At 41.1% G+C, this 22,938-nt stretch carries 18 protein-coding genes; all 18 read left to right on the forward strand.

The window, feature by feature from the left end; all coding sequences use genetic code 11:
* Positions 1-134 precede the first annotated feature (134 nt).
* The 18 genes from pnp to BMX30_RS05740 all read left to right on the forward strand — a co-directional run bounded on the left by pnp (position 135) and on the right by BMX30_RS05740 (position 22,862).
* Entirely contained in the window at positions 135-2,252 is a 2,118-nt protein-coding gene (gene pnp / locus BMX30_RS05655; protein WP_090742060.1) for a polyribonucleotide nucleotidyltransferase, read from the forward strand.
* Positions 2,253-2,406: 154 nt separating this feature from the next.
* Positions 2,407-3,381: a polysaccharide deacetylase family protein gene (locus BMX30_RS05660; protein ID WP_090742063.1), complete on the forward strand. Its 975-nt coding sequence runs from the start codon at positions 2,407-2,409 to the stop codon at positions 3,379-3,381.
* A gap of 140 nt (positions 3,382-3,521) precedes the next feature.
* Positions 3,522-4,757, forward strand: a complete 1,236-nt coding sequence (locus tag BMX30_RS05665; protein ID WP_090742066.1) for a M16 family metallopeptidase — start codon at positions 3,522-3,524, stop codon at positions 4,755-4,757.
* A gap of 111 nt (positions 4,758-4,868) precedes the next feature.
* The gene (locus tag BMX30_RS05670) at positions 4,869-5,111 is read left to right on the forward strand and encodes a YlmC/YmxH family sporulation protein (RefSeq protein ID WP_090742069.1); all 243 of its coding nucleotides are present in this window, start codon (positions 4,869-4,871) and stop codon (positions 5,109-5,111) included.
* Positions 5,112-5,718: 607 nt separating this feature from the next.
* Positions 5,719-6,621 (forward strand): dipicolinic acid synthetase subunit A, encoded by a 903-nt coding sequence (gene dpaA / locus BMX30_RS05675; RefSeq protein ID WP_090742072.1) that lies wholly within the window; start codon positions 5,719-5,721, stop codon positions 6,619-6,621.
* Positions 6,618-7,217: a dipicolinate synthase subunit B gene (locus BMX30_RS05680; RefSeq protein WP_090742075.1), complete on the forward strand. Its 600-nt coding sequence runs from the start codon at positions 6,618-6,620 to the stop codon at positions 7,215-7,217. Before dpaA ends, BMX30_RS05680 begins: the two co-directional genes overlap by 4 nt.
* 219 nt (positions 7,218-7,436) lie before the next feature.
* A complete protein-coding gene (asd, locus tag BMX30_RS05685; RefSeq protein WP_090742078.1) occupies positions 7,437-8,489 on the forward strand; it encodes an aspartate-semialdehyde dehydrogenase in 1,053 nt (350 codons plus the stop codon).
* 56 nt (positions 8,490-8,545) lie between these two features.
* Positions 8,546-9,799: an aspartate kinase gene (dapG, locus tag BMX30_RS05690; RefSeq protein WP_090742081.1), complete on the forward strand. Its 1,254-nt coding sequence runs from the start codon at positions 8,546-8,548 to the stop codon at positions 9,797-9,799.
* 40 nt (positions 9,800-9,839) lie between these two features.
* On the forward strand, positions 9,840-10,709 hold the full coding sequence (gene dapA, locus BMX30_RS05695) for a 4-hydroxy-tetrahydrodipicolinate synthase (protein WP_090742084.1): 870 nt from the start codon (positions 9,840-9,842) through the stop codon (positions 10,707-10,709).
* Positions 10,710-10,949: 240 nt separating this feature from the next.
* Complete coding sequence (locus BMX30_RS05700; protein WP_090742087.1) at positions 10,950-12,623, forward strand: ribonuclease J; 1,674 nt, start codon at positions 10,950-10,952, stop codon at positions 12,621-12,623.
* 167 nt (positions 12,624-12,790) lie between these two features.
* The gene (locus tag BMX30_RS05705) at positions 12,791-13,519 is read left to right on the forward strand and encodes a ClpP family protease (RefSeq protein ID WP_425283738.1); all 729 of its coding nucleotides are present in this window, start codon (positions 12,791-12,793) and stop codon (positions 13,517-13,519) included.
* The gene (locus BMX30_RS05710; protein WP_090742093.1) at positions 13,516-13,728 is read left to right on the forward strand and encodes a YlzJ-like family protein; all 213 of its coding nucleotides are present in this window, start codon (positions 13,516-13,518) and stop codon (positions 13,726-13,728) included. Before BMX30_RS05705 ends, BMX30_RS05710 begins: the two co-directional genes overlap by 4 nt.
* A gap of 233 nt (positions 13,729-13,961) precedes the next feature.
* Positions 13,962-16,334 carry a DNA translocase FtsK gene (locus tag BMX30_RS05715; protein ID WP_090742096.1) on the forward strand — a complete coding sequence of 791 codons (2,373 nt, stop codon included), beginning with the start codon at positions 13,962-13,964 and terminating at the stop codon, positions 16,332-16,334.
* Between the two features lie 866 nt (positions 16,335-17,200).
* Complete coding sequence (locus BMX30_RS05720; protein ID WP_090742099.1) at positions 17,201-17,926, forward strand: GntR family transcriptional regulator; 726 nt, start codon at positions 17,201-17,203, stop codon at positions 17,924-17,926.
* A gap of 83 nt (positions 17,927-18,009) precedes the next feature.
* Positions 18,010-19,125, forward strand: coding sequence for a BMP family lipoprotein (locus BMX30_RS05725; protein WP_090742102.1), 1,116 nt, complete (start codon positions 18,010-18,012; stop codon positions 19,123-19,125).
* Between the two features lie 220 nt (positions 19,126-19,345).
* Positions 19,346-20,863 carry an ABC transporter ATP-binding protein gene (locus BMX30_RS05730; protein WP_090742716.1) on the forward strand — a complete coding sequence of 506 codons (1,518 nt, stop codon included), beginning with the start codon at positions 19,346-19,348 and terminating at the stop codon, positions 20,861-20,863.
* Complete coding sequence (locus BMX30_RS05735; RefSeq protein ID WP_090742104.1) at positions 20,856-21,902, forward strand: ABC transporter permease; 1,047 nt, start codon at positions 20,856-20,858, stop codon at positions 21,900-21,902. The genes BMX30_RS05730 and BMX30_RS05735 overlap by 8 nt, the downstream gene beginning before the upstream one ends.
* Positions 21,903-21,911: 9 nt before the next feature.
* The gene (locus BMX30_RS05740) at positions 21,912-22,862 is read left to right on the forward strand and encodes an ABC transporter permease (protein ID WP_425283739.1); all 951 of its coding nucleotides are present in this window, start codon (positions 21,912-21,914) and stop codon (positions 22,860-22,862) included.
* Positions 22,863-22,938: the final 76 nt, after the last annotated feature.

Consider the following 22,938-nt stretch of genomic DNA (forward strand, 5'->3'; position numbering starts at 1 on the left):
AAAAAAATATTTACTAATAATTTTGAAATGACCAGCTTTTAAAGCTGTCACTATACATTGAATTGTACATGCAATCACGGGAAAAGTTATACCCATGGAATGCAAAAGGATTCAGTAAGAGAGGGGCTTAATGAATGAATCAGGAAAAACAGATATTTTCAATGGACTGGGCCGGTCGTGAACTAAGTGTTGAAATCGGTCAGTTGGCAAAACAGGCGAATGGCGCAGTCCTAGTACGTTACGGAGACACGGCTGTATTGAGCACAGCTACAGCTTCAAAAGAGCCTAAGAATTTAGATTTCTTTCCGTTAACCGTAAACTATGAGGAGCGTCTTTACGCGGTAGGGAAAATCCCAGGTGGTTTTATTAAAAGGGAAGGTCGACCTAGTGAAAAAGCGATTTTATCAAGTCGTCTAATTGACCGTCCAATTCGCCCGCTATTTGCCGATGGTTTCCGAAATGATGTTCAAGTTATTTCAATTGTAATGAGTGTCGATCAGAATTGCCCATCAGAAATGGCAGCAATGCTTGGATCATCTTTAGCACTTAGTGTTTCAGATATCCCGTTTCAAGGTCCGATTGCCGGAGTGATTGTTGGTCGTATTGATGGCAAATTTGTCATCAACCCAACGATTGATGAAGCTGAAAAGAGCGATATGCACTTGACGGTTGCCGGAACGAAAGATGCAATCAACATGGTAGAAGCTGGGGCCAATGAGGTACCAGAAGAAGTGATGCTAGAAGCAATCATGTATGGCCATGATGAAATTAAGCGTTTAATTGCTTTCCAAGAAGAGATTGTTGCAAAAGTTGGCAAAGAAAAAATGGAAATCAAACTATTCGAACTTGATACGGATCTTGAGGCAGAAGTTCGCGGTCTATGTGAAAGCGATATGATTCCCGCGATTCAAGTACAAGAAAAACATGCACGCGAAGCGGCAATTAAGGAAGTTAAAAATGCAGTACTCGCGAAGTATGAAGAAGAAGAAGCAGCTGATGACAAGTTAAAGCAAGTGAAACTAATCCTTGATAAGATGGTAAAGGGTGAGGTTCGCCGCTTAATTACGGAAGATAAGCTACGTCCAGATGGTCGTGGTGTGGATGAAATCCGCCCTCTATCTTCAGAAACTGGTATCCTTCCTAGAACGCACGGTTCTGGTTTATTTACAAGAGGACAAACGCAAGCTTTGAGCATTTGTACCTTAGGTGCAATGGGCGAAGTACAGATCCTAGATGGACTAGGAGTTGAAGAAGAAAAGCGTTTTATGCACCACTACAATTTCCCATTGTTCAGTGTTGGGGAAACTGGCCCAATTCGTGGTCCAGGCCGCAGGGAAATTGGTCACGGAGCACTGGGAGAAAAAGCTCTAGAAGTGGTCATTCCTTCAGAAAAAGATTTCCCATACACGATTCGCTTAGTATCAGAAGTTCTTGAATCGAATGGATCGACTTCACAAGCAAGTATTTGTGCAAGTACATTAGCGATGATGGATGCAGGCGTGCCACTAAAGGCTCCAGTAGCTGGAATTGCCATGGGCCTTATCAAATCAGGTGAACATTATACAATCCTTACAGATATTCAAGGGATGGAAGACCACCTCGGAGATATGGACTTTAAAGTTGCCGGAACAGCAAATGGCGTAACAGCTCTGCAAATGGATATTAAAATTGATGGACTATCTCGTGAAATTTTAGAAGAAGCCCTTCAGCAAGCGAAAAAAGGCCGCATGCAAATTCTTGAATCAATGCTTGCAACGATTTCGGAACCACGCGGACAGCTATCAAAATATGCACCTAAAATTATGATGATGTCTATCAATCCAGATAAGATTCGTGATGTGATTGGGCCAAGTGGAAAGCAAATCAATAAGATCATTGAAGAAACAGGCGTTAAAATCGATATCGAACAAGATGGTACAGTCTTTATTGCTTCTACTGACGAGGAAATGAACCAAAAGGCTAAGAAAATTATTGAAGATATCGTTCGCGAGGTAGAAGTTGGACAGATGTACCTTGGTAAAGTAAAACGCATTGAGAAATTTGGATGCTTTGTTGAAATCTTTAATGGAAAAGACGGTCTTGTTCATATTTCTGAGCTTGCTGAGGAACGTGTCGGCAAAGTCGAAGACGTAGTCAAGATTGGCGATGAACTTCTTGTGAAGGTTACAGAAATCGATCGTCAAGGACGTGTGAACCTTAGTCGTAAAGCAGTACTAAAGGAACAACGCGAAAAAGCAACACAAAGTGAATAAGAATCATTTAAAAACCCGGGGCAACCCTGGTTTTTTTTATTTCTGTTTGAAAGGGAATGCCTATCCTCGTTCTACCTTGTCCCTCCGTCACATATTCTTATCTATAGGGATATTGGACAGGGCTGTCGCTCAGCTAATGAAGGAGGCAAAGGGAATGAAAAAGTTATCTTATATTGTCGCTATCCTAATGGGTGCGTGGCTTTTGGTGAGCAATCCTTTTTCTGATCATTATTTATCATATTTAAAAGCCGAATCAATTACGGTTTCTACGAGTGAAGACTCTCTTTATAGGGTAATAGTAGAGAAAGCACCTGAATATGAAGTAAAGCCCGTAGATGCGAAAATGGATCCGGTCTGGAAAGCGATTCCTGGTTACAATGGGATGAAAGTCAATGTTGACAAGTCGTATAAAAAAATGAAAAAAGAAGGCAAATTCTCAGAGAATCTGCTTGTATTCGATGAATTAAATCCAAAGGTTCATTTATCCGAACTGCCACCTGCTGCCATTTATAAAGGGAACCCTGAAAAGCCAATGGTAAGCTTTATTATCAATGTTGCTTGGGGGAATGAATATTTATCTGATATGCTATCAACGCTAAAAAAGCATCATGTGACAGCAACCTTTTTTCTTGAAGGAAGATGGGTGAAAAATCATCCGGAGCTTGCAAAGATGATTGTTGAAGCAGGACATGAGGTCGGTAATCATTCATTCACTCACCCGGATATGAAAAGTTTATCCGTTTCAAGAATTCATGATGAAATTAAACGAACCAATGAAGTGATTGAGGCAACCACAGGTGAAAAACCTCGTTGGTTTGCCCCTCCGAGTGGTAGTTATAAGGAGGACGTTGCTAAAGTCGCTTCAGTATACGGTCTAGGTACAGTGATGTGGAGTGTTGATACAATTGATTGGAAGAAACCTGCACCGGATGCCCTTATTCAAAGAGTCACAGGGAAACTCCACAATGGGGCGATGATTTTGATGCATCCAACGGACTCGACAGCTAAATCACTTGATCGGTTAATTTCCGAAATCAAAGCCAAGGATATGGAAATTGGAACAGTTTCAAAATTGTTAAGCGAAGAACGAATCATGGAGAAGAATAAAGATAAAGATGAAGATTCTTGATTTGTTAAGAACCGGTTTTTTTGAACATATTAATAAAATCATGAAAAAAAAACCTTCATTTTGGAAAAAGTAACTAAAATGAAATATACTAAGGTATTGCAGGAATAGTTTTTTAAGCTATTTCCAAAGGAGGGGTCAATTTGATAAACAAATATACTTGTCAGAACGGAGTACGTATCGTACTTGAGCAAATTCCGACCGTTCGCTCTGTTGCGATTGGTGTTTGGATTGGGACTGGATCCCGTAATGAAATACCTGAGAATAATGGGATTTCTCATTTTCTTGAGCATATGTTTTTTAAAGGGACGAAAACGAGATCCGCAAGGGAAATTGCTGAGTCCTTTGATAGCATCGGTGGTCAGGTGAATGCGTTCACATCTAAGGAATATACTTGCTACTACGCAAAGGTCCTTGATAATCACTCCCAGTATGCGCTTGAAGTTTTATCCGATATGTTCTTTAATTCCACGTTTGTTGCAGAAGAACTGGATAAAGAAAAAAATGTCGTTTATGAAGAAATCAAAATGTATGAAGACACCCCAGATGACATCGTTCATGATTTACTAAGTAAGGCCATTTACAATGAGCACGCACTCGGGTACCCAATTCTGGGAACGGAAGAGACGTTAAAGACCTTTACTAGTGACACGTTAAATCAGTATATGTTCGATACATATACTCCGGAAAATGTTGTCATTTCGATTGCCGGAAACGTACCAGAGACGTTTATAGCCGAAGTAGAAAAGCTTTTTGGGAACTATGAAGCGGGAAAAGAAAAGATCGAGTACCAGGCGCCATCTTTTAATGCAAATCATATTGCTCGCAAAAAAGAAACAGAGCAAGCGCATCTTTGTCTCGGATATGAAGGCTTACAAATCGGACACTCTGATGTTTATAGCCTAATTACCTTAAACAATGTACTTGGCGGTAGCATGAGCAGTCGTTTATTCCAGGATGTCAGGGAGCAGCGTGGCTTGGCTTATTCGGTCTTCTCCTATCACTCTGCCTTCAGAGATACCGGTGTCGTAACGATTTACGGAGGTACAGGGGCAAAGCAGCTTGATGTGTTATTTGAGACCATTCAGGATACGCTTAGTAAGTTGAAGCAAGAAGGAATTACCGATAAAGAGTTAAGTAATAGCAAAGAGCAGCTTAAAGGAAGCTTAATGCTAAGTCTTGAAAGCACAAACAGCCGTATGAGTCGAAATGGTAAAAACGAACTTCTACTTGGACGCCATCGTTCCCTCGATGAAATCGTCGAACAAATTGATGAAGTATCGAAGGAAAGTGTCAACCAACTAGCCAATAAGATCTTTACGGACAATTACTCTGTTTCTTTAGTTAGTCCAATGGGAGAACTGCCTAAAGGTTTATAAGTAAATGAAGGAACAGTCTGAGGTGCATGCTCAGGCTGTTTTTTTGTGTTTGCTTCTAAAAGATAGGAAAAGTTGATACATATATAGTAAGACAAAGGAAGGGGGAGACACATGAGGTTAAGTGAATTAGGCGGGAAGGAAATCGTTGATGTTAAAAAGGCGGAAAGGCTAGGTGTTCTCGGGCAAACGGATTTAGAAATCGATGAACGCACTGGTCAGATCAAAGCATTAGTGATTCCCTCTGTTAAATGGTTTGGTTTGAAAAGGCAAGGGGGCGAAATGAGAGTACCCTGGCGGCAAATTAAGAAAATTGGTACGGACATGGTGATTGTTGACATAACAGACGAACAGTAGGCTGGCATTTGCCAGTCTTTTTTTTAGGCTCTATTTCTCAAGCTTTGATAGGACAGGCCCTGTGTGCCGGTGAGTTCTTGTTTGTGAAAGGGCTTGTCTATGTTCCCGTAATTGCTCTGGATAAGCGAGAACAGTCAAATAGAGGGGCTCTATGTGCCCGAAAAGGCTCTGGAGAAGCGAGAACGGTCAAATAGAGGGGCTCTATGTGCCCGAAAAGGTACCGGATAAGCGAGAACGGTCAAATAGAGGGCCTCTATGTGCCCGAAAAGGCTCTGGATAAGTGAGAACGGTCAAATAGGAGTGCGCAATATGTTTTTTAATATATAAATCCTGCCGAACCGCTCACACAAAAGCCCACTCAACCATATCTAATACATGTAGGAACAAAATCGACACAGTTTTTGCATAAAAGTAGTTTTTGCCAATCCGTTTCACCGACTTGTCCCCACAACTAAGGAAGGAGATGTTTTCCTTATGATAGCAGGCTCTAGCCGCTTTTTAGATGTGAAATTAGAGGATAACTCACCATCTAGACACCTGCGACATATGATGTTGGAGTAATAAGAAAAATTCCTGTTCGACTATTGAAAAGAAGGTGATTATTCTTATGCTGACAGGAATGCAGATCGCTGTATTTGGCGGTGATGCTAGACAGCTGGAGATTATCCGTCAGCTGACAGAGCATGATGCCAAACTGTCACTAATTGGCTTTGAACAACTGGATCATGCTTTTAGTGGAGCAACAAAAGAAAAAATAGATGAAATAGATTTTAGCGCACAGGATGCGATTATTTTACCTGTGCGAGGAACGGATCTTGAGGGTCATATTGATACGATTTTCTCAAGTGAGAAGATTACGCTAAAGAAAGAAATGCTGGAGGAACTACCGCCCCACGCGATTATTTTTTCCGGAATAAGTAATCCTTATCTGGATGAAATCACAAAGGAAACCAATCGGCGGTTAGTAAAGCTATTTGAACGAGATGATGTAGCGATATACAATTCGATTCCAACGGTCGAAGGAACCATCATGATGGTGATTCAACATACTGATTTTACCATTCATGGATCGAATGTCGCCGTTTTAGGCCTTGGAAGAGTTGGAGTTACAGTTGCTCGTACTTTCCAAGCGCTTGGTGCGAAGGTGAGTGTCGGAGCAAGAAAGAGTGAGCATAAAGCGAGAATCATTGAAATGGGGCTAACTGCTTTTGATTTAAATGATCTCGAAGCAAATGTAAAAGATGTTGATATTTGCATTAATACGATTCCGGCTCAAATTGTGACAGCATCCGTCATTTCAAAGATGCCGGCCCACACGCTTATCATCGATCTTGCTTCTAAGCCAGGAGGCACTGATTTCCGCTATGCGGAAAAACGCGGGGTTAAGGCCCTACTTGCACCAAGTCTACCGGGGATTGTAGCCCCGAAGACGGCAGGGCAGATTCAAGCCAGTGTCTTGATTAAGTTGCTTAGAGAAGACATGAAAAAGAGGGAGGAAAATCAATCATGAGCTTGAAAGGAAAAAGAATCGGATTCGGACTAACAGGTTCTCATTGTACGTATGATGAGGTGTTTCCTGAAATTGAAAAACTCGTTAACGAAGGTGCCGAAGTTGTACCTATTGTATCGTGGACCGTTCAATCGACAGATACAAGGTTTGGTAAAGGGGAGGACTGGGTTCAGCGGATTGTAGATTTAACAGGAAACGAAGCCATTAATTCAATTGTAAAAGCGGAGCCGCTTGGTCCTAAGTATCCGCTGGATGCGATGGTGATTTCTCCGATGACAGGGGTATCCTTAAGTAAATTTGCCAACGCACAAAACGATAGCCCTGTACTGATGGCTGCAAAAGCAACCTTAAGGAATTCAAAACCAATTATTCTTGGAATCTCGACAAACGATGCGCTTGGTCTAAATGGTGTGAATATCATGAGATTGATGTCGACTAAGAATATCTATTTTATTCCTTTCGGCCAAGATGATCCCGTGAAAAAGCCTAACTCTTTGGTAGCAAGAATGGGAGCAACAAGAGATGCGATTCTAGCAGCTATGGAAGGCCGTCAACTTCAGCCAGTTCTAGTTGAACGCTTCCGTGACGAGGAATAGATTCAGTCTATTCTTTGCTAGAATTTACTGCGATGCCGTAGGTACAATGTTTTGCTTTGGAAAATTATATTGCCATTTCCCTTTCCTTCGTGGGTGAATATGATAAAATAAATGAAAATATAAAAATGGCAGATGGATTCTATGAATAGGTCTGCCTCTTCATATTTATATCGACCCGGAACACGCCGGTTAATTCTACTTTTGGAAGGGGAACTACGAATGGCACAAGAGAGAGGATACCATGTAGCAGTAGTTGGAGCAACAGGAGCTGTTGGCCAACAAATGATTAAAACACTAGAAAACCGTGATTTTCCAATATCAAAACTAACGTTACTATCTTCTGCACGTTCAGCTGGAAAAAAGGCTGTCTACAATGGGCAGGAATTTACGATAGAAGAAGCGAAACCGGAGAGTTTTGAAGGAGTAGATATTGCTCTTTTCAGCGCAGGAGGAAGTGTGTCGAAAGCACTCGCACCTGAAGCGGTAAAGCGTGGAGCAATCTGTGTAGATAATACGAGTGCGTTCCGTATGGATGAAAATGTACCATTAGTGGTTCCTGAAGTGAATTCAGAGGACTTGAAAACTCATAATGGAATTATTGCTAATCCAAACTGTTCAACGATCCAAATGGTCGTTGCGCTAGAGCCTTTACGCAAAAAGTTTGGATTGAAGAAAGTCATTGTTTCAACTTATCAGGCTGTTTCAGGTGCCGGTGCTGCTGCAGTAGACGAAATGCATGAGCAAACGAAGGCAATCCTTGAAGGCAAGGAAGTAGAGGCAAACATTCTTCCAGTAGGCTCACTTGATAAGCATTATCAGATTGCTTTTAATGCGATTCCACAAATTGATAAATTTGAAGAAAATGGTTTTACTTTTGAAGAAATGAAAATGATTAACGAAACGAAAAAAATTATGCATATGCCAGGGCTTCAAGTCGCTGCGACTTGTGTCCGTCTTCCAGTTGGAACAGGACATTCCGAATCGGTTTATTTTGAAATCGATGCCGATGGAATCAGTTCAAATGAAGTGAAAACACTGCTTTCAGATGCACCAGGAGTTGTCCTACAGGATGATCCATCAGAGCAAATTTATCCTATGCCAGCTTTTTGTGTAGGGAAGAATGATGTTTTTGTCGGACGCATCCGTAAAGATTTGGATAATGAGCAAGGCTTCCATATGTGGGTTGTTTCTGATAACCTACTTAAGGGTGCAGCCTGGAACTCAGTTCAGATTGCTGAAACACTAATTGAACTTGGTTTAGTTAAAAAATAATCTGCAGCGAAAATTGAAGCTTTAAACTTTAAAAGAGGCGTCTTAGAGGTGTAACGATGAAAATAATCGTCCAAAAATTTGGTGGGACATCGGTTCGCAATGATGAAAGCCGAAGTCATGCCATTAATCATATTAAACAGGCAATAACAGAAGGATTTAAAGTGGTCGTTGTCGTCTCAGCGATGGGAAGGAAAGGGGAACCCTATGCAACTGATACCCTTCTTTCCCTAATTGGAGGAAATGATAATCATTTAAAGCCTAGAGAATATGATCTGTTATTGTCCTGTGGGGAAGTCATTTCAAGTGTTGTTTTTACAAATAATCTTCACGAAAATGGAGTAAATGCTACTGCACTAACAGGTTCTCAGGCTGGATTTTTAACAAATGGGGAACATACTAGTGCAAAGATTCTGGATATGAAGTGTGAGCGTCTTTTAAAAGAGCTCGAAGCAGTAGATGTAGTGGTGGTTGCTGGCTTCCAGGGTGGTGCTCCTAATGGGGATGTTACCACAATTGGCAGAGGAGGCAGCGATACATCTGCCGCTGCACTTGGAGCAGCTTTAAACGCAGAAAGAGTCGATATCTTCACAGATGTAGAAGGAATCATGACCGCTGACCCAAGAATTGCAGAGAACGCTAGACCGTTACCTGTTGTAACTTATACAGAGGTTTGTAATATGGCCTACCAAGGGGCGAAAGTGATTCACCCACGGGCCGTAGAAATTGCGATGCAAGCGAATGTGCCTATTCGTATACGTTCCACTTATTCCGATAGCCTTGGAACGCTAGTGACGGATAAAAATGGCAAACAGAATAAAGGCAGCGATATAAAGGAACGTCCTGTGACCGGAATTGCGCATGTTTCAAACGTGACACAGGTGAAAGTATTTGCAAAAAAAGATCAATACAATCTTCAATCAGAAGTATTCAAAGCAATGGCCAATGAAAACATCTCTGTCGATTTTATCAATATTTCACCAAAGGGTGTTGTGTACACCGTTTCGGAAGAAATGACCAATCGAGCGATCTCCATCCTTGAATCGCTTGGTCATGAACCGCTAGTTGAACGAAACTGTGCGAAGGTCTCTGTTGTCGGTGCAGGTATGGCTGGAGTGCCGGGGGTTACCTCGAAGATCGTTACAGCCCTTTCAGAGAAGGGGATTAGGATCCTACAGTCTGCTGACAGTCATACGACGATTTGGGTGCTTGTCAAGGAAGAAGATCTAATTCTTGCTGTGAACGCATTGCATGATGCCTTTCAGCTTGAAACGGTTCAAGAGTACTTTGATAACAGCTCACAGGGAGTTTAACTCTTTTATAGAGTTGCACTAATGTAAAGGAGTGGATCAAATGGTCCAATTTGGCCGTATTTCGACAGCGATGGTTACACCATTTGATAGCAAGGGACATGTCGATTTCGCAAAGACGACTCAGCTGGTCAATCATTTAATCAAAACGGGAACGGAATCTCTCGTCGTAGCAGGAACGACAGGGGAGTCACCCACTCTAACAAAAGAAGAGAAAATTGCTCTTTTTGACCATGTAGTGAAGGTGGTTGACAAACGAATTCCAGTTATTGCAGGTACAGGTAGCAATAATACGTACGCAACGGTTGAACTAACTAAGAAGGCTGCGAAACTAGGTGTAGATGGAATTATGATTGTTGCCCCTTACTACAATAAACCGAGCCAGGAAGGTCTATATCAACACTTTAAGGCGGTGGCAGACAATACAGATCTACCGATTATGGTGTATAACATTCCTGGTCGCTCAGCCGTCAATATTCTTCCGGAAACCATTATTCGTCTTTCGGAAATACCGAATATTGTTTGTGTAAAGGAAGCAAGTGGAGATTTGAGTGCAATGACCAAAATTATTGCGAACACTCCGGATGATTTTATGTTATATAGCGGGGATGACAGTCTTGCATTACCGGTTCTTTCGATTGGTGGTACAGGAGTAGTATCTGTGTCCTCTCATATCATTGGCAATCAAATGAAGGATATGGTTTACGCATATGTAAATGGGAAACATGAAGAAGCCGCGAAACTTCATCAAAAGTTACTCCCTGTTATGCAAGGGATGTTTAAAGCCCCAAATCCAGCTCCTGTAAAAACGGCTCTGCAGATGTTGGGACTTGATGTCGGAACCGTTCGACTTCCGTTAGTACCCCTCAATCATGAGGAACGGGCGGAAATTTATGAGTTAATCAAACAATAAAAAAATCAACCAGCTGGCCTGGTTGATTTTTTTATTGGCTAAATAGGGCCATTGTTGATCTCAGCCGAAAATTAATATGGGTTTAACAGATTCAATTTATGAGTAGGGAGTTAAATTGGCTCATTTTAGCAGAAATGGTATTTTAGTGATGGTATTTCTATTGTAAAGGGTTTCTTCCATCAAGTATAATAACGGTAACTGGTCATGGTCGGCCCGATTCAGCAAGGAGGAAATTTAAAATTGAATAATAGAGTAAACGAGAGCATCAAGGTGATCCCCATGGGGGGAGTGGGGGAAATCGGCAAAAATATGTATCTTACAGAAGTGGACGGAGATATTTTTATAGTAGATGCCGGCTTGATGTACCCAGAAGATGAAATGCTTGGGATTGACATTGTTATTCCTGACCTTACTTATCTGATGCAAAATAGAGATCGAGTTCGTGCCATCTTTTTAACTCATGGACATGAAGATCATATTGGTGCCCTAACTTATGTACTTCAGAAGATCAGTGTACCTGTTTATGGGTCGAGATTAACGATTGCGCTCGCAAAGGAAAAAATGAGAGAGCAAGAATTTGCAGGGAAAGTAGATTTTAGAATCATTCATTCTAATTCCAGGATAAAGTTTGACTCAGCTGTAATTACATTCTTCAAAACGAATCATAGTATTCCGGATTCTCTGGCTGTAAGTATACATACATCAGAAGGAGCCATCGTTCATACGGGTGACTTTAAATTTGATCAAGCTGCCTCCGAACTTTATCGTCCAGAAATAGGCAAGATGGCGGCTCTTGGTGAAAAAGGAGTTCTATGTTTGTTGTCAGATAGCACCGGTGCGGAAAAGCCTGGATACACGAAGTCTGAGGCAGTCATTGCTCGGGAATACTCTTATCGTTTTACGCATGCTGAAGGAAGAGTCATTGCCACGTGTTTTGCAACAGATATAAGTAGAATTCAGCATATTTTCAACAGTGCGTTAGAAAGTCAACGAAAAATCGTTTTAGTTGGGAAAAGCCTTAAGCGAACCCTAGAAAAGGTGATTGAACTAGGATACCTTGCAGTAGAAGAAGATCAAATCTGTTCGATTTCAGATGCAAAACAGTATGAAGACCATCAATTGATTTTCCTTATTACCGGGAATCAAGGGGAGCCAATTGAAGCGTTAGAGAAAATGGCGAAACAATCACACCAAGCGGTGAACATTCAAAAGGGAGATACTGTTTTAATTCCTGTTTCACCTTTTATTAATAGTGAGGTATTCCTCAATAAAACCATTGATTTGCTTTGTCGTGCAGGTGCAGATGTTGTTTACGGTAAAGGAATGATGGATGTTTCTAGCCATGGAAGTCAGGAAGAACTGAAGTTCATGATTAATCTCATGAATCCTAAATTTTTCGTTCCTGTCCATGGTGAATATAAAATGCTAAAAGCACATGCAAAGGTCGCAAAAGAGAGCGGGATTCTCAATGGAAATATTATCATCCCTGAACGTGGGGATGTCATTGAGTTTACAGAAGGCAAAGCTCTTGTTGTAGATCGTATTCCTGCAGGAAATGTCCTCATTGATGGAAGTGGAATAGGGGATGTGGGTAATATTGTCCTCCGTGATCGTAAGCTTCTTTCTCAGGATGGGGTTCTAATTGTTGTTGTCACATTGAATCGTGCTGAACGCAGGATTGTTACTGGCCCAGAAATCATTTCGAGAGGCTTTGTCTATGTTCGTGATTCGGAAGAACTAATGAGAGAATCTGAAGAAATTGTCAGAACTATTGTAGAAAAAGTAATCGCACGGGATACCTTTGACTGGGCGAGTTTGAAGCAAGAAATGAGAGAAGCACTAAGTTACCAGCTATATAATAAAACAAAGCGTCGGCCAATGATTATGCCAATTTTAATGGAAGTTAGAAGGTAATAGGAAAAGAGGGGAGCGGTGTAAATCACTGGCTTTCCTTTTTTTGTCTGATTTTATCAATGTTTGAAAGGAATCGGTCCAGATTCGATTTAGGTTAACCGCATGAAATATCCAGTATTGACCATACTAATTGATATCATGTCTGTAGGGGGTAATATTGGATGCAAATGAATGAAAACAGTACAGAGAAGCAGGAAGGAAACAAAGAAGAAAAATCTAGCCTGATGGAAAAAATTCAACAGTTAGGTCAAACAAATGTACCACAGCTTTCACAGGATTCTAAGATTCACTGTTTGACAATTGTCGGGCAGATTGAGGGGCATGTACAGCTACCTCCTCATAATAAAACAACGAAGTATGAGCACTTAATTCCTCAGTTGGTTGCGATTGAGCAAAATCCAAACATCGAGGGACTTATGGTGATTCTTAATACGGTTGGCGGGGATGTTGAAGCAGGATTAGCTATTTCGGAAATGATTGCATCATTGTCTAAACCAACGGTTTCAATTGTTCTCGGTGGTGGACATTCAATTGGTGTACCAATTGCCGTTTCATGCGATCACTCGTTTATTGCTGAAACAGCTACGATGACCATCCATCCAATCAGATTGACAGGACTTGTGATTGGAGTCCCACAAACATTTGAATACCTTGATAAAATGCAAGAGAGGGTCATCAACTTTGTGAAAAAGCATTCTAATATTTCCGAGGAAACCTTCAAGGAGCTAATGTTTGCAAAAGGGAATCTAACAAGAGATATTGGAACAAATGTAGTTGGTTCAGATGCTGTTGAGTCAGGTTTGATTAATGATGTTGGTGGTCTCGGTCAGGCTATGAAAAAGTTAAATGAACTAATCGACCTTAGAAAGCAGGAAAATGAGGGGATGCTACAATGATTTTATACACAATGATGCCTCAAGAACAGATTTTTCCTGAAGAACAGCAGGAACAATCCGGTCAAATGATGATGAGTTATAAAGGGATTCCTGTTCTTGCCGAACAATTAGATGCAACAAGTTATCAAATTGTACGGGTAATGAGTACAGACCCTTCCCATTATTTAGATGCCGAGTGTACTCCGGGAGCAAAAATTTCCTTTTCATAGAACGAATGTTTGACCATCATCTTAGGCCCTTATGTTATAATAGATTGTAAACCCAACGATAGCAGCCGAGATAGGCTGCTTCTTTTCTTATCTAAATCGGTGGGACGTAAGTTTTTTACACTATTAGCTGTGTTAGATCCTGTTGATTGGGGTGAAGTGCCTGGAGCGGAAATCAACAGCCGATTTTAACAGAGCTATACTATTAAATGAGAACTAGAATGTAAGGTGATCACGTGGCAAAAAAGAAAAAACGACAAACTCAAAAAAGCGACCAACTCAAAACAACTCTGAAATACGAACTTAGTGGGCTCATTCTGCTATCTGTAGCAATTATAGCGATGGCAAACCTAGGTGCTGTCGGCAAAGCGGTCGTGCTATTTTTCCGCTTCTTTATGGGCGAATGGTTCATGCTTAGCTTGATTGGCCTAATCATTTTTAGCTTTTATATCATGTGGAAGCGTCAGATACCATTTCTATTTCAAATTAAACTTTTTGGTACATATTTAATAATCGGCGCAATTCTATTATTAAGCCATGTCAAATTATTTGAGCTTCTTTCGAATGGAGGAAAGTTTGACAATCCAAGTGTAATCGGCAATACATGGGATCTTTTTATGATGGAGGTCAGAGGAGAGACAAGCACGGTTGACCTTGGGGGAGGTATGTTTGGAGCCGTTTTATTTGCCATGTTTTATTATTTATTTGATGCAGCCGGCTCTCAGCTCATCGCCTTCGTAGCAATCGTCATTGGGATCATCTTAATCACGGGGAAAACCTTTGGTGATACAGCCGGCAAAGTGATTAGCGGAATAGGGAACTTTATTAGTAAGCAATGGAAGGAATTTTTAGAGGACCTGAAAAAATGGCAAGAAGATATGGTCCGCAAGAAGGCTGAGAAGCTTGAGGCGAAGAAACTGGCACAGAAGTCCGAGGTTAAGCCTCCTATTGTTGAGAATACAAAAGAGATAGAAGAAGAATCTTTTCAAACAGAACCGCTTATTTCTAGCTTCGCAGAAAGGGCGTACCCTGAGGATCTTCCGCAGGAGGAGGCCAACCCTCACGTAGATCAACAATCGGAAAAAGTGGATCAGAAGGCCCCGACCAAGGATAGTGATAAAGGTCAAGAAGAGATAGACGAGCAAGTTGCAGCACCACCGATTACCTTTACTGAGGTAGAAAACACCTCCTATGAGCTTCCGCCATTGAAATTGCTTACACGTCCTAATAAGACAGACCAAAGTGGTGAATACGAACTGATTCATGCCAATGCGGCAAAATTAGAAAGAACTTTTCAAAGCTTTGGTGTAAAAGCAAAAGTTACTCAAGTACACTTAGGGCCCGCAGTAACGAAATATGAAGTCCACCCAGATGTTGGGGTGAAGGTAAGTCGGATCGTTAGTTTGCACGATGACCTAGCGCTCGCTCTAGCGGCAAAGGATATCCGTATTGAGGCACCGATCCCAGGGAAATCAGCGATTGGGATTGAGGTCCCAAATTCAGAAGTGGCAATGGTTTCATTACGAGAGGTATTAGAAGATAAGCGAAATAATAAGCCTGACTCCAAGTTGCAAATAGCCCTAGGGCGCGATATTACCGGGGAAGCGGTCTTGGCAGAACTGAATAAGATGCCCCATCTTCTTGTTGCAGGAGCCACTGGAAGCGGGAAAAGTGTTTGTATTAACGGGATTATTACAAGCATTCTGATGCGTGCCAAACCTCATGAAGTGAAGCTAATGATGATTGACCCTAAAATGGTCGAATTAAATGTTTATAATGGAGTACCTCATTTACTTGCTCCTGTTGTCACGAATCCAAAAAGGGCGTCTCAAGCCCTGCAAAAAGTGGTAAGTGAAATGGAGCGACGGTATGAATTGTTTTCTCACACGGGGACAAGAAATATTGAAGGTTACAATGATTATATTAAAAGGTCGAACGATGAGGAAGGTGCCAAACAGCCCTTACTCCCTTACATCGTCGTCATTGTAGACGAGTTGGCTGACTTGATGATGGTTGCCTCTTCAGATGTTGAGGACGCCATTACAAGGTTGGCACAAATGGCACGTGCGGCAGGGATTCATTTGATTATCGCTACTCAACGCCCATCCGTTGATGTCATTACTGGTGTAATTAAGGCGAATATTCCTTCCCGAATTGCCTTTGCTGTTTCCTCTGCAACTGATTCTAGAACCATCCTTGATATGGGTGGAGCGGAGAAGCTCTTAGGTAGAGGGGACATGTTGTTTCTACCAGTAGGGGCATCTAAACCGGTCCGCTTGCAAGGTGCTTTTCTCTCAGATGATGAAGTAGAGGAAGTGGTTGATTTTGTTATTGGTCAACAGAAGGCACAATACCAAGAGGAAATGATTCCAGAAGAAATACCGGAGAACACTTCGGATGTTGACGATGACCTCTATCAAGATGCTGTCGACTTAATTGTCGAAATGCAAACAGCGTCTGTTTCCATGCTTCAACGAAGATTTCGAATTGGGTATTCGCGGGCAGCCCGACTTATTGATGAGATGGAACAAAGAGGGGTTGTCGGCCCTTATGAGGGAAGCAAACCGCGTAATGTGCTTATTTCAAAAACAGAAGAAGCAAGTTCTTAATCGAATGCTATACTCTCATAATTTGTTGCTTTCGAAGATTAATTATGACTTATAACAGGTTCAGTTACTACTATCGCAACATTAAAAATGCAGTCAAAATGAGTGCCAATTTGTATATAAAATTGACACTCATTTTTTTATTGTTGTAAAGCCATTTTGGATGGAAGTAGGATAAAAATTTGTTTGGGAAATGCACCCCAAATTGTAGGAGTCCAATGGTTGTTGCCCAACAATTCTACCCTCAAATTTGATAGAAATTTAATCAGCAAAAAATTTTAAATTAAGCGGAGATTTTCCCGTTAACTGGAGAATAGAGCTCAGTTCAGGGTATTTAAGCGGAGAATTTCCCGTTAAGCAAAGGAAATTAACCATTTTCACGTTTTTTTGAGTAAATAGCGGGAATTTTTCCGTCTATTTAAGCTAATTTCAGTGCTATTTCCAAATTAAGAGGAATTTCTCCGCTTATTTATCAAACCATGCATATCTCCTTATCTGGGACTTTTAGGGTCAGCGCTCTTATGGCTTAGAACATGCAGATTATTGAAGGGCGTTAGTTCAACAGACAACCAAAATGGATAGTGTAGTTGTTTGTGTATAAAAACCGTCCATAGAGCTAAAAATACCAAATCATCCTAAAAAAGAGATTTCGCTAGCAATGATTTTACTAGTTAGCCGTGATAAATAATATAAGAAAGAAGTTTGAATAGACGGATTTTCATGAAATTCGTTATTGTCTACTTTTTTCGACAAAAATTACTTGTTTGTCTATTTATTTCTACATTAAAAGATGATATAGTAATCACGATTGGTAGAAATGTAAAACATCAGAGGTCTGATGTCTGGAGAACACGGTTGGAGGAACCCCTATGTCAATCAAGTCAGATAACCGTCACCTATACCTACAAGTGATCGACCGCCTAAAGCAAGATATTCACAATGGAGTTTATAAACAAAAAGAGAAACTTCCATCAGAATTTGATCTTGCAAAAAAACTAGGTGTAAGCAGAGCCACACTACGGGAAGCATTGCGAATTCTTGAAGAGGAAAGCGTCATTATCCGTAGGCATGGGGTTGGAACCTTTGTTCACTCAAGGCCACTGTTTACATCAGGCATCGAGCAGCTTAATAGTGTTACATACATGATTGAGCAAGTGGGGATGAAGCCTGGAACCGTATTTTTAGACACAACTGTATCAGAAGCGACCGAGGAAGATATTCGACGATTTAAATGCACTCCGGAAGATGAAATTCACTTAATCGAAAGGGTAAGAACAGCAGATGGCGAACCAGTTGTTTACTGTATCGATAAATTCCCTTCCGAAATTTTTCCAGAGTCTTTTTCGTATGAAAAGGAGTCTATTTTTCAAATGCTAGAAGAAGAGTCGGATAGGAAGATTGCTTATGCTGTGGCCGAAATTGAGCCGGTTGGCTTTCATGAAAAGATTTCGCCTATTCTCGAGTGTGAACCCGAAACGGCTTTGCTCGTCTTAAAGCAATTGCATTATGATGAAATGGATACTCCAATTTTATATTCGGTCAACTACTTCAAGGCTGATAAGTTTAGTTTTCATGTTTTAAGGAAAAGAATTTGATTTTTCTTTAGACTGAAAGCGTTAGCTTGTTGAAATCTTCCATTTCTACTAAATCCAACAAACAATCCTTAGGGGGTACTGAAGTGAAAAAGCGTAAATTTGGTTTAACGATGTCGTTCTTATTAGCTGCCGGAACAATTCTTGGCGCTTGTGGTGGTGGCGACAATGAAGCCGAAAAAGAAGGTACAACAGACACTGGCGAACAAACCGAAGAAACTTTTAAAGTTGCAATGGTTACAGATGTTGGTGGTATTGATGACAAATCCTTCAACCAATCAGCTTGGAAAGGTATCCAGGAGTTTGGTGAAGCGAACGGTCTTGAAAAAGGTCAAGACGGTTACAACTACTTACAGTCCCAATCTGATGCAGATTATACAACAAACTTAAATTCATTAGCACGTCAAGACTTTGATCTAATTTTCGGTATTGGCTTCATGATGCAAGAATCAATTAATGAGATTGCAGGCCAACAAACAGAAGCTCATTTCGGTATGGTTGATGCTGTTGTCGAAAAAGAGAACGTTGCTAGTATTCTTTTTAAAGAGCAAGAAGCTTCTTTCCTTGCAGGTGTAGCTGCTGGTCTTACAACGGAGTCTAATAAAATTGGCTTCATCGGTGGGATGCAGAGTGATGTAATTGAGCGTTTTGAAGCAGGTTTCCAAGCTGGTGTGAAAGCTGTAAACCCTGATGCTACAATTGATGTTCAATATGCTGAAGCATTTGACAAAGCAGAGATTGGACAATCGATTGCTTCAAGAATGTATTCTTCTGGTGTAGACGTAGTCTTCCATGCTGCTGGTGCAACTGGTAATGGTCTATTCAAGGAAGCTCGTGACCTTAAGGCGAAAGATCCTTCTAAGAACTACTGGGCAATCGGAGTTGACTCTGACCAGGTAGCTGAGGGTGTTGTTGAAATTGATGGAACTGAGCATAACATCATTCTTACTTCTGCATTAAAGCGTGTTGACGTAGCAGTAAATGATCTTTCCACAAAGGCAAAAGAAGGAAACTTCCCTGGTGGAGAAACAACTGTTTACGGCTTAGCTGAAGATGGTGTTGGTTTAGCTGAAATTAATGACGCAGTAACTGTAAAAGCTGATATCGAAACAAAAGTACAAGAGTATTCAGATAAAATTAAGAGTGGAGATCTTGTAGTTCCTGGTACATTAGAGGAACTTGAAACTTTCTCTGCCGAGTAATCAATTTTTGATTAGGATACCTGGCGCCTTATCTTAAGGCGCCGGACCCTATTTATAAATAGTAAAACCCTAACTGAAGGACAGAAAGGTTTCTGTTTTTCATTTAAGGTTTTATAGGTAAGGCCCCTTTTTTAAAATAATCTAAGGTCTGACCTCTTACTACCTGAGTTTTTTCACCTTATTTTGGGGAGTGAAACAAGTGGAAGAATATGTTATTGAAATGCTCAACATTCGTAAAGAGTTTTCGGGCTTCGTTGCAAACGATAACATTACTTTGCAATTGAAAAAAGGAGAGATTCATGCACTACTGGGAGAGAATGGTGCAGGAAAATCAACACTGATGAACGTCCTCTTTGGGCTATACCAACCTGAAGCTGGAGAAATTAAGGTTAAGGGCGAGTCTGTCAACATTACAGACCCGAATGTTGCGAACGACCTAGGAATCGGGATGGTCCATCAGCATTTCATGCTTGTTGATACATTTACTGTAACGGAAAATATTATTCTTGGAAAAGAAACATCCAAGGGTGGCGTAATTGATATCAAAACCGCTGAAGAAGAGGTTCGGAAAATTTCTGAGAGATACGGCTTAGCCGTTGATCCACAAGCGAAGATATCTGATATATCTGTCGGAATGCAGCAACGGGTTGAAATCTTGAAAACGCTTTATCGAGGAGCGGAAATTTTAATCTTTGATGAACCAACGGCCGTACTAACGCCTCAAGAAATCAAGGAATTAATTCAAATTTTAAAAACGCTTATTAATGAGGGAAAATCAATCATCCTAATTACTCATAAATTGAAGGAAATTATGGAAGTATGTGACCGTGTAACGGTTATTCGTAAGGGTAAGGGAATTGGTACAGTTAACGTAAGCGAAACCAATCCGACGGATCTTGCAAGCCTTATGGTCGGTCGCGAAGTTACCTTCAAAACGGAAAAGACAGAAGCAAAGCCAACTTCTGATGTTCTGCTAATCAATGATTTGGTCGTGAAGGATTCTCGAGGAGTTGAAGCTGTTCGAGGACTAAATTTAAATGTTAGAGCCGGTGAGATTGTCGGGATTGCCGGGGTTGACGGGAATGGACAATCCGAATTAATCGAAGCGATTACGGGTCTTCGCAAAGCGGATAAAGGTAGCATTAAACTTAATAATAAAGAGATTTTAAATTTGCCACCAAGGAAGATTACCGAATCTGGGCTTGCGCATATCCCTCAGGACCGTCATAAACACGGACTTGTATTGAATTATTCCGTTGGTGAAAATATGGTGTTACAAACGTACTACCAGAAGCCTTTCTCAAGGTCAGGAATCATGAATTTCAAACAAATCTTTGATAAGGCAAGGTCGCTTATTTCAGAATTCGATGTACGGACACCAAGTGAATTTACTCCTGCAAGAGCTTTATCTGGAGGGAATCAGCAAAAGGCCATTATTGGACGAGAAGTGGACAGAAACCCCGATATTTTAATTGCTGCACAACCAACGCGTGGCCTTGATGTTGGTGCCATTGAATTTATTCACCAACGCTTGATTGATCAGCGCGATAACGGGAAAGCTGTCTTGTTAATTTCGTTTGAATTGGAAGAAATCATGAACGTCAGTGATCGAATTGCTGTTATTTACGAAGGTGAAATCGTCGCAGTCGTTGACCCTAAGGAGACAACTGAGCAAGAGCTAGGATTATTAATGGCTGGCTCAAAACGTCAGGAAGCAGGTGAAGAAACAAATGTCTAGCCGGATGAGAAATATCTTAATCCCAATTATTGCGGTTTTATTGGGTGTCTTGGTTGGAACCATCATCATGATTGTCAGTGGCTATGACGCGGTTGCCGGGTTCCAAGCTCTATGGAATGGTGCTTTCGGCGACATCTATTTTACGGGTGAAGTCGTTCGTCAAGTGACTCCATATATCTTAGCGGGACTTGCAGTTGCTTTTGCTTTTAGAACTGGTTTATTTAACATTGGAGTTGAAGGTCAATTAATCGTCGGTTGGGTTGCTGCGGTTTGGGTAGGGGTATCTTTTGATTTGCCAAAGATTTTCCACTTGCCACTAGCTGTTTTAGCTGCCGCTGTTGCTGGTGCTTTATGGGCCTTTATTCCCGGATATTTAAAAGCGAAATTCCGAGTACATGAAGTAATTGTAACGATTATGCTGAACTACACGGCTTTGCATATTACGAACCATTTTATTCGTACGGTTCTTTCAGATGGCAAGGAACGTTCAGAAAATATTGCTACTACCGCTTCTTTAAGGTCACCATTTTTTGAAGGTCTGACAGAATATTCTCGTATGCATTGGGGAATTTTTATTGCCATTATTTGTGCCATCATTATGTGGTTTATTCTCGAAAAAACAACAAGAGGGTTTGAACTTCGTGCAGTAGGATTTAACGAACATGCTTCTCAGTATGCTGGGATGAATGTGAAACAAAATATTATTTTATCCATGGTCATTTCAGGTACCTTTGCAGGGCTGGCTGGTGCGATGGAAGGTTTAGGAACCTTTGGCTATACTGCGATTAAAGGTGGATTTACAGGTGTAGGATTTGACGGGATCGCGGTTGCCCTACTTGGAGCGAATACAGCTATTGGTGTAGTTCTTGCAGCGATTCTTTTTGGTAGCTTGAAGGTCGGGGCTTTAAATATGCCATTAGAAGCTGGAATTCCTAATGAGCTTGTCGACATTATTATCGCACTCATCATCTTCTTTGTAGCATCAAGTTATATTATTCGCTGGTTCATCGATCGTATTAGCAAAAAGGGGGCGAAATAAGTGGGCTTGATGGATATCTTATTAATCATCATTCCGTCGACTCTTCTGTGGGCATCTCCGCTTATTCTCACTGCATTGGGCGGAATCTTTTCGGAAAGATCCGGTGTAATCAATATTGGTCTAGAAGGTTTAATGGTTATCGGTGCCTTTTCAGCGATTGTTTTTAACCTAAGTACAGCTAGTGTGTTAGGTAACTGGACTCCTTGGGTTGCTCTACTGGTCGCTGCCTTGGCCGGTGCACTGTTCTCAGGGATTCATGCTGTTGCCTCGATTACTTTTAGAGCAGACCATACTGTCTCAGGGGTAGCAATAAACCTTTTGGCGGTGGGAGTCACTCTATTCCTTGTTAAGTTAATTTATGATAAAGGTCAAACTGATATCATTCAAAAAGGCTTCAGTAAAATTGATGTGCCAATCTTAAGCGACATTCCGTTTATTGGACCATTATTCTTTTCAAACACTTACTGGACCTCGTACTTTGCGATTGCCGTCGCAATTATTGCATGGTTCGTTGTGTTCAAAACTCCATTCGGTCTTCGCCTTCGTTCCACTGGTGAACATCCAATGGCAGCAGACACAATGGGGATTAATGTTACGAAAATGAGATACATTGGGGTTCTTCTTTCTGGGGCTCTTGGTGGACTTGGTGGAGCCGTTTATGCTCAATCGATTTCCTCTGATTTTAGTCATGCGACGATTAGTGGTCAAGGCTTTATGGCCCTTGCGGCAATGATCTTTGGTAAGTGGCATCCACTAGGTGCAATGGGAGCTGCGATTTTCTTCGGATTTGCACAAAGTTTAAGTATCATTGGAAACAGCTTGCCATTCCTTGAAAATGTACCGAATGTATACTTGCTAATTGCACCTTATATCTTAACAATCCTTGCATTAACCGGATTTATTGGACGTGCGGACGCACCAAAATCAATCGGAACACATTATATTAAAGGAAGTCGTTAAGAACAAAATAACTCTCGGGCGTATTTGTCCGAGAGTTTTTTGCATGGTACAACAGAGATTTAAAGAGATCTTTCAC

Source organism: Mesobacillus persicus, from assembly GCF_900109925.1.
Taxonomy (GTDB): Bacteria; Bacillota; Bacilli; order Bacillales; family Cytobacillaceae; genus Mesobacillus_B; species Mesobacillus_B persicus.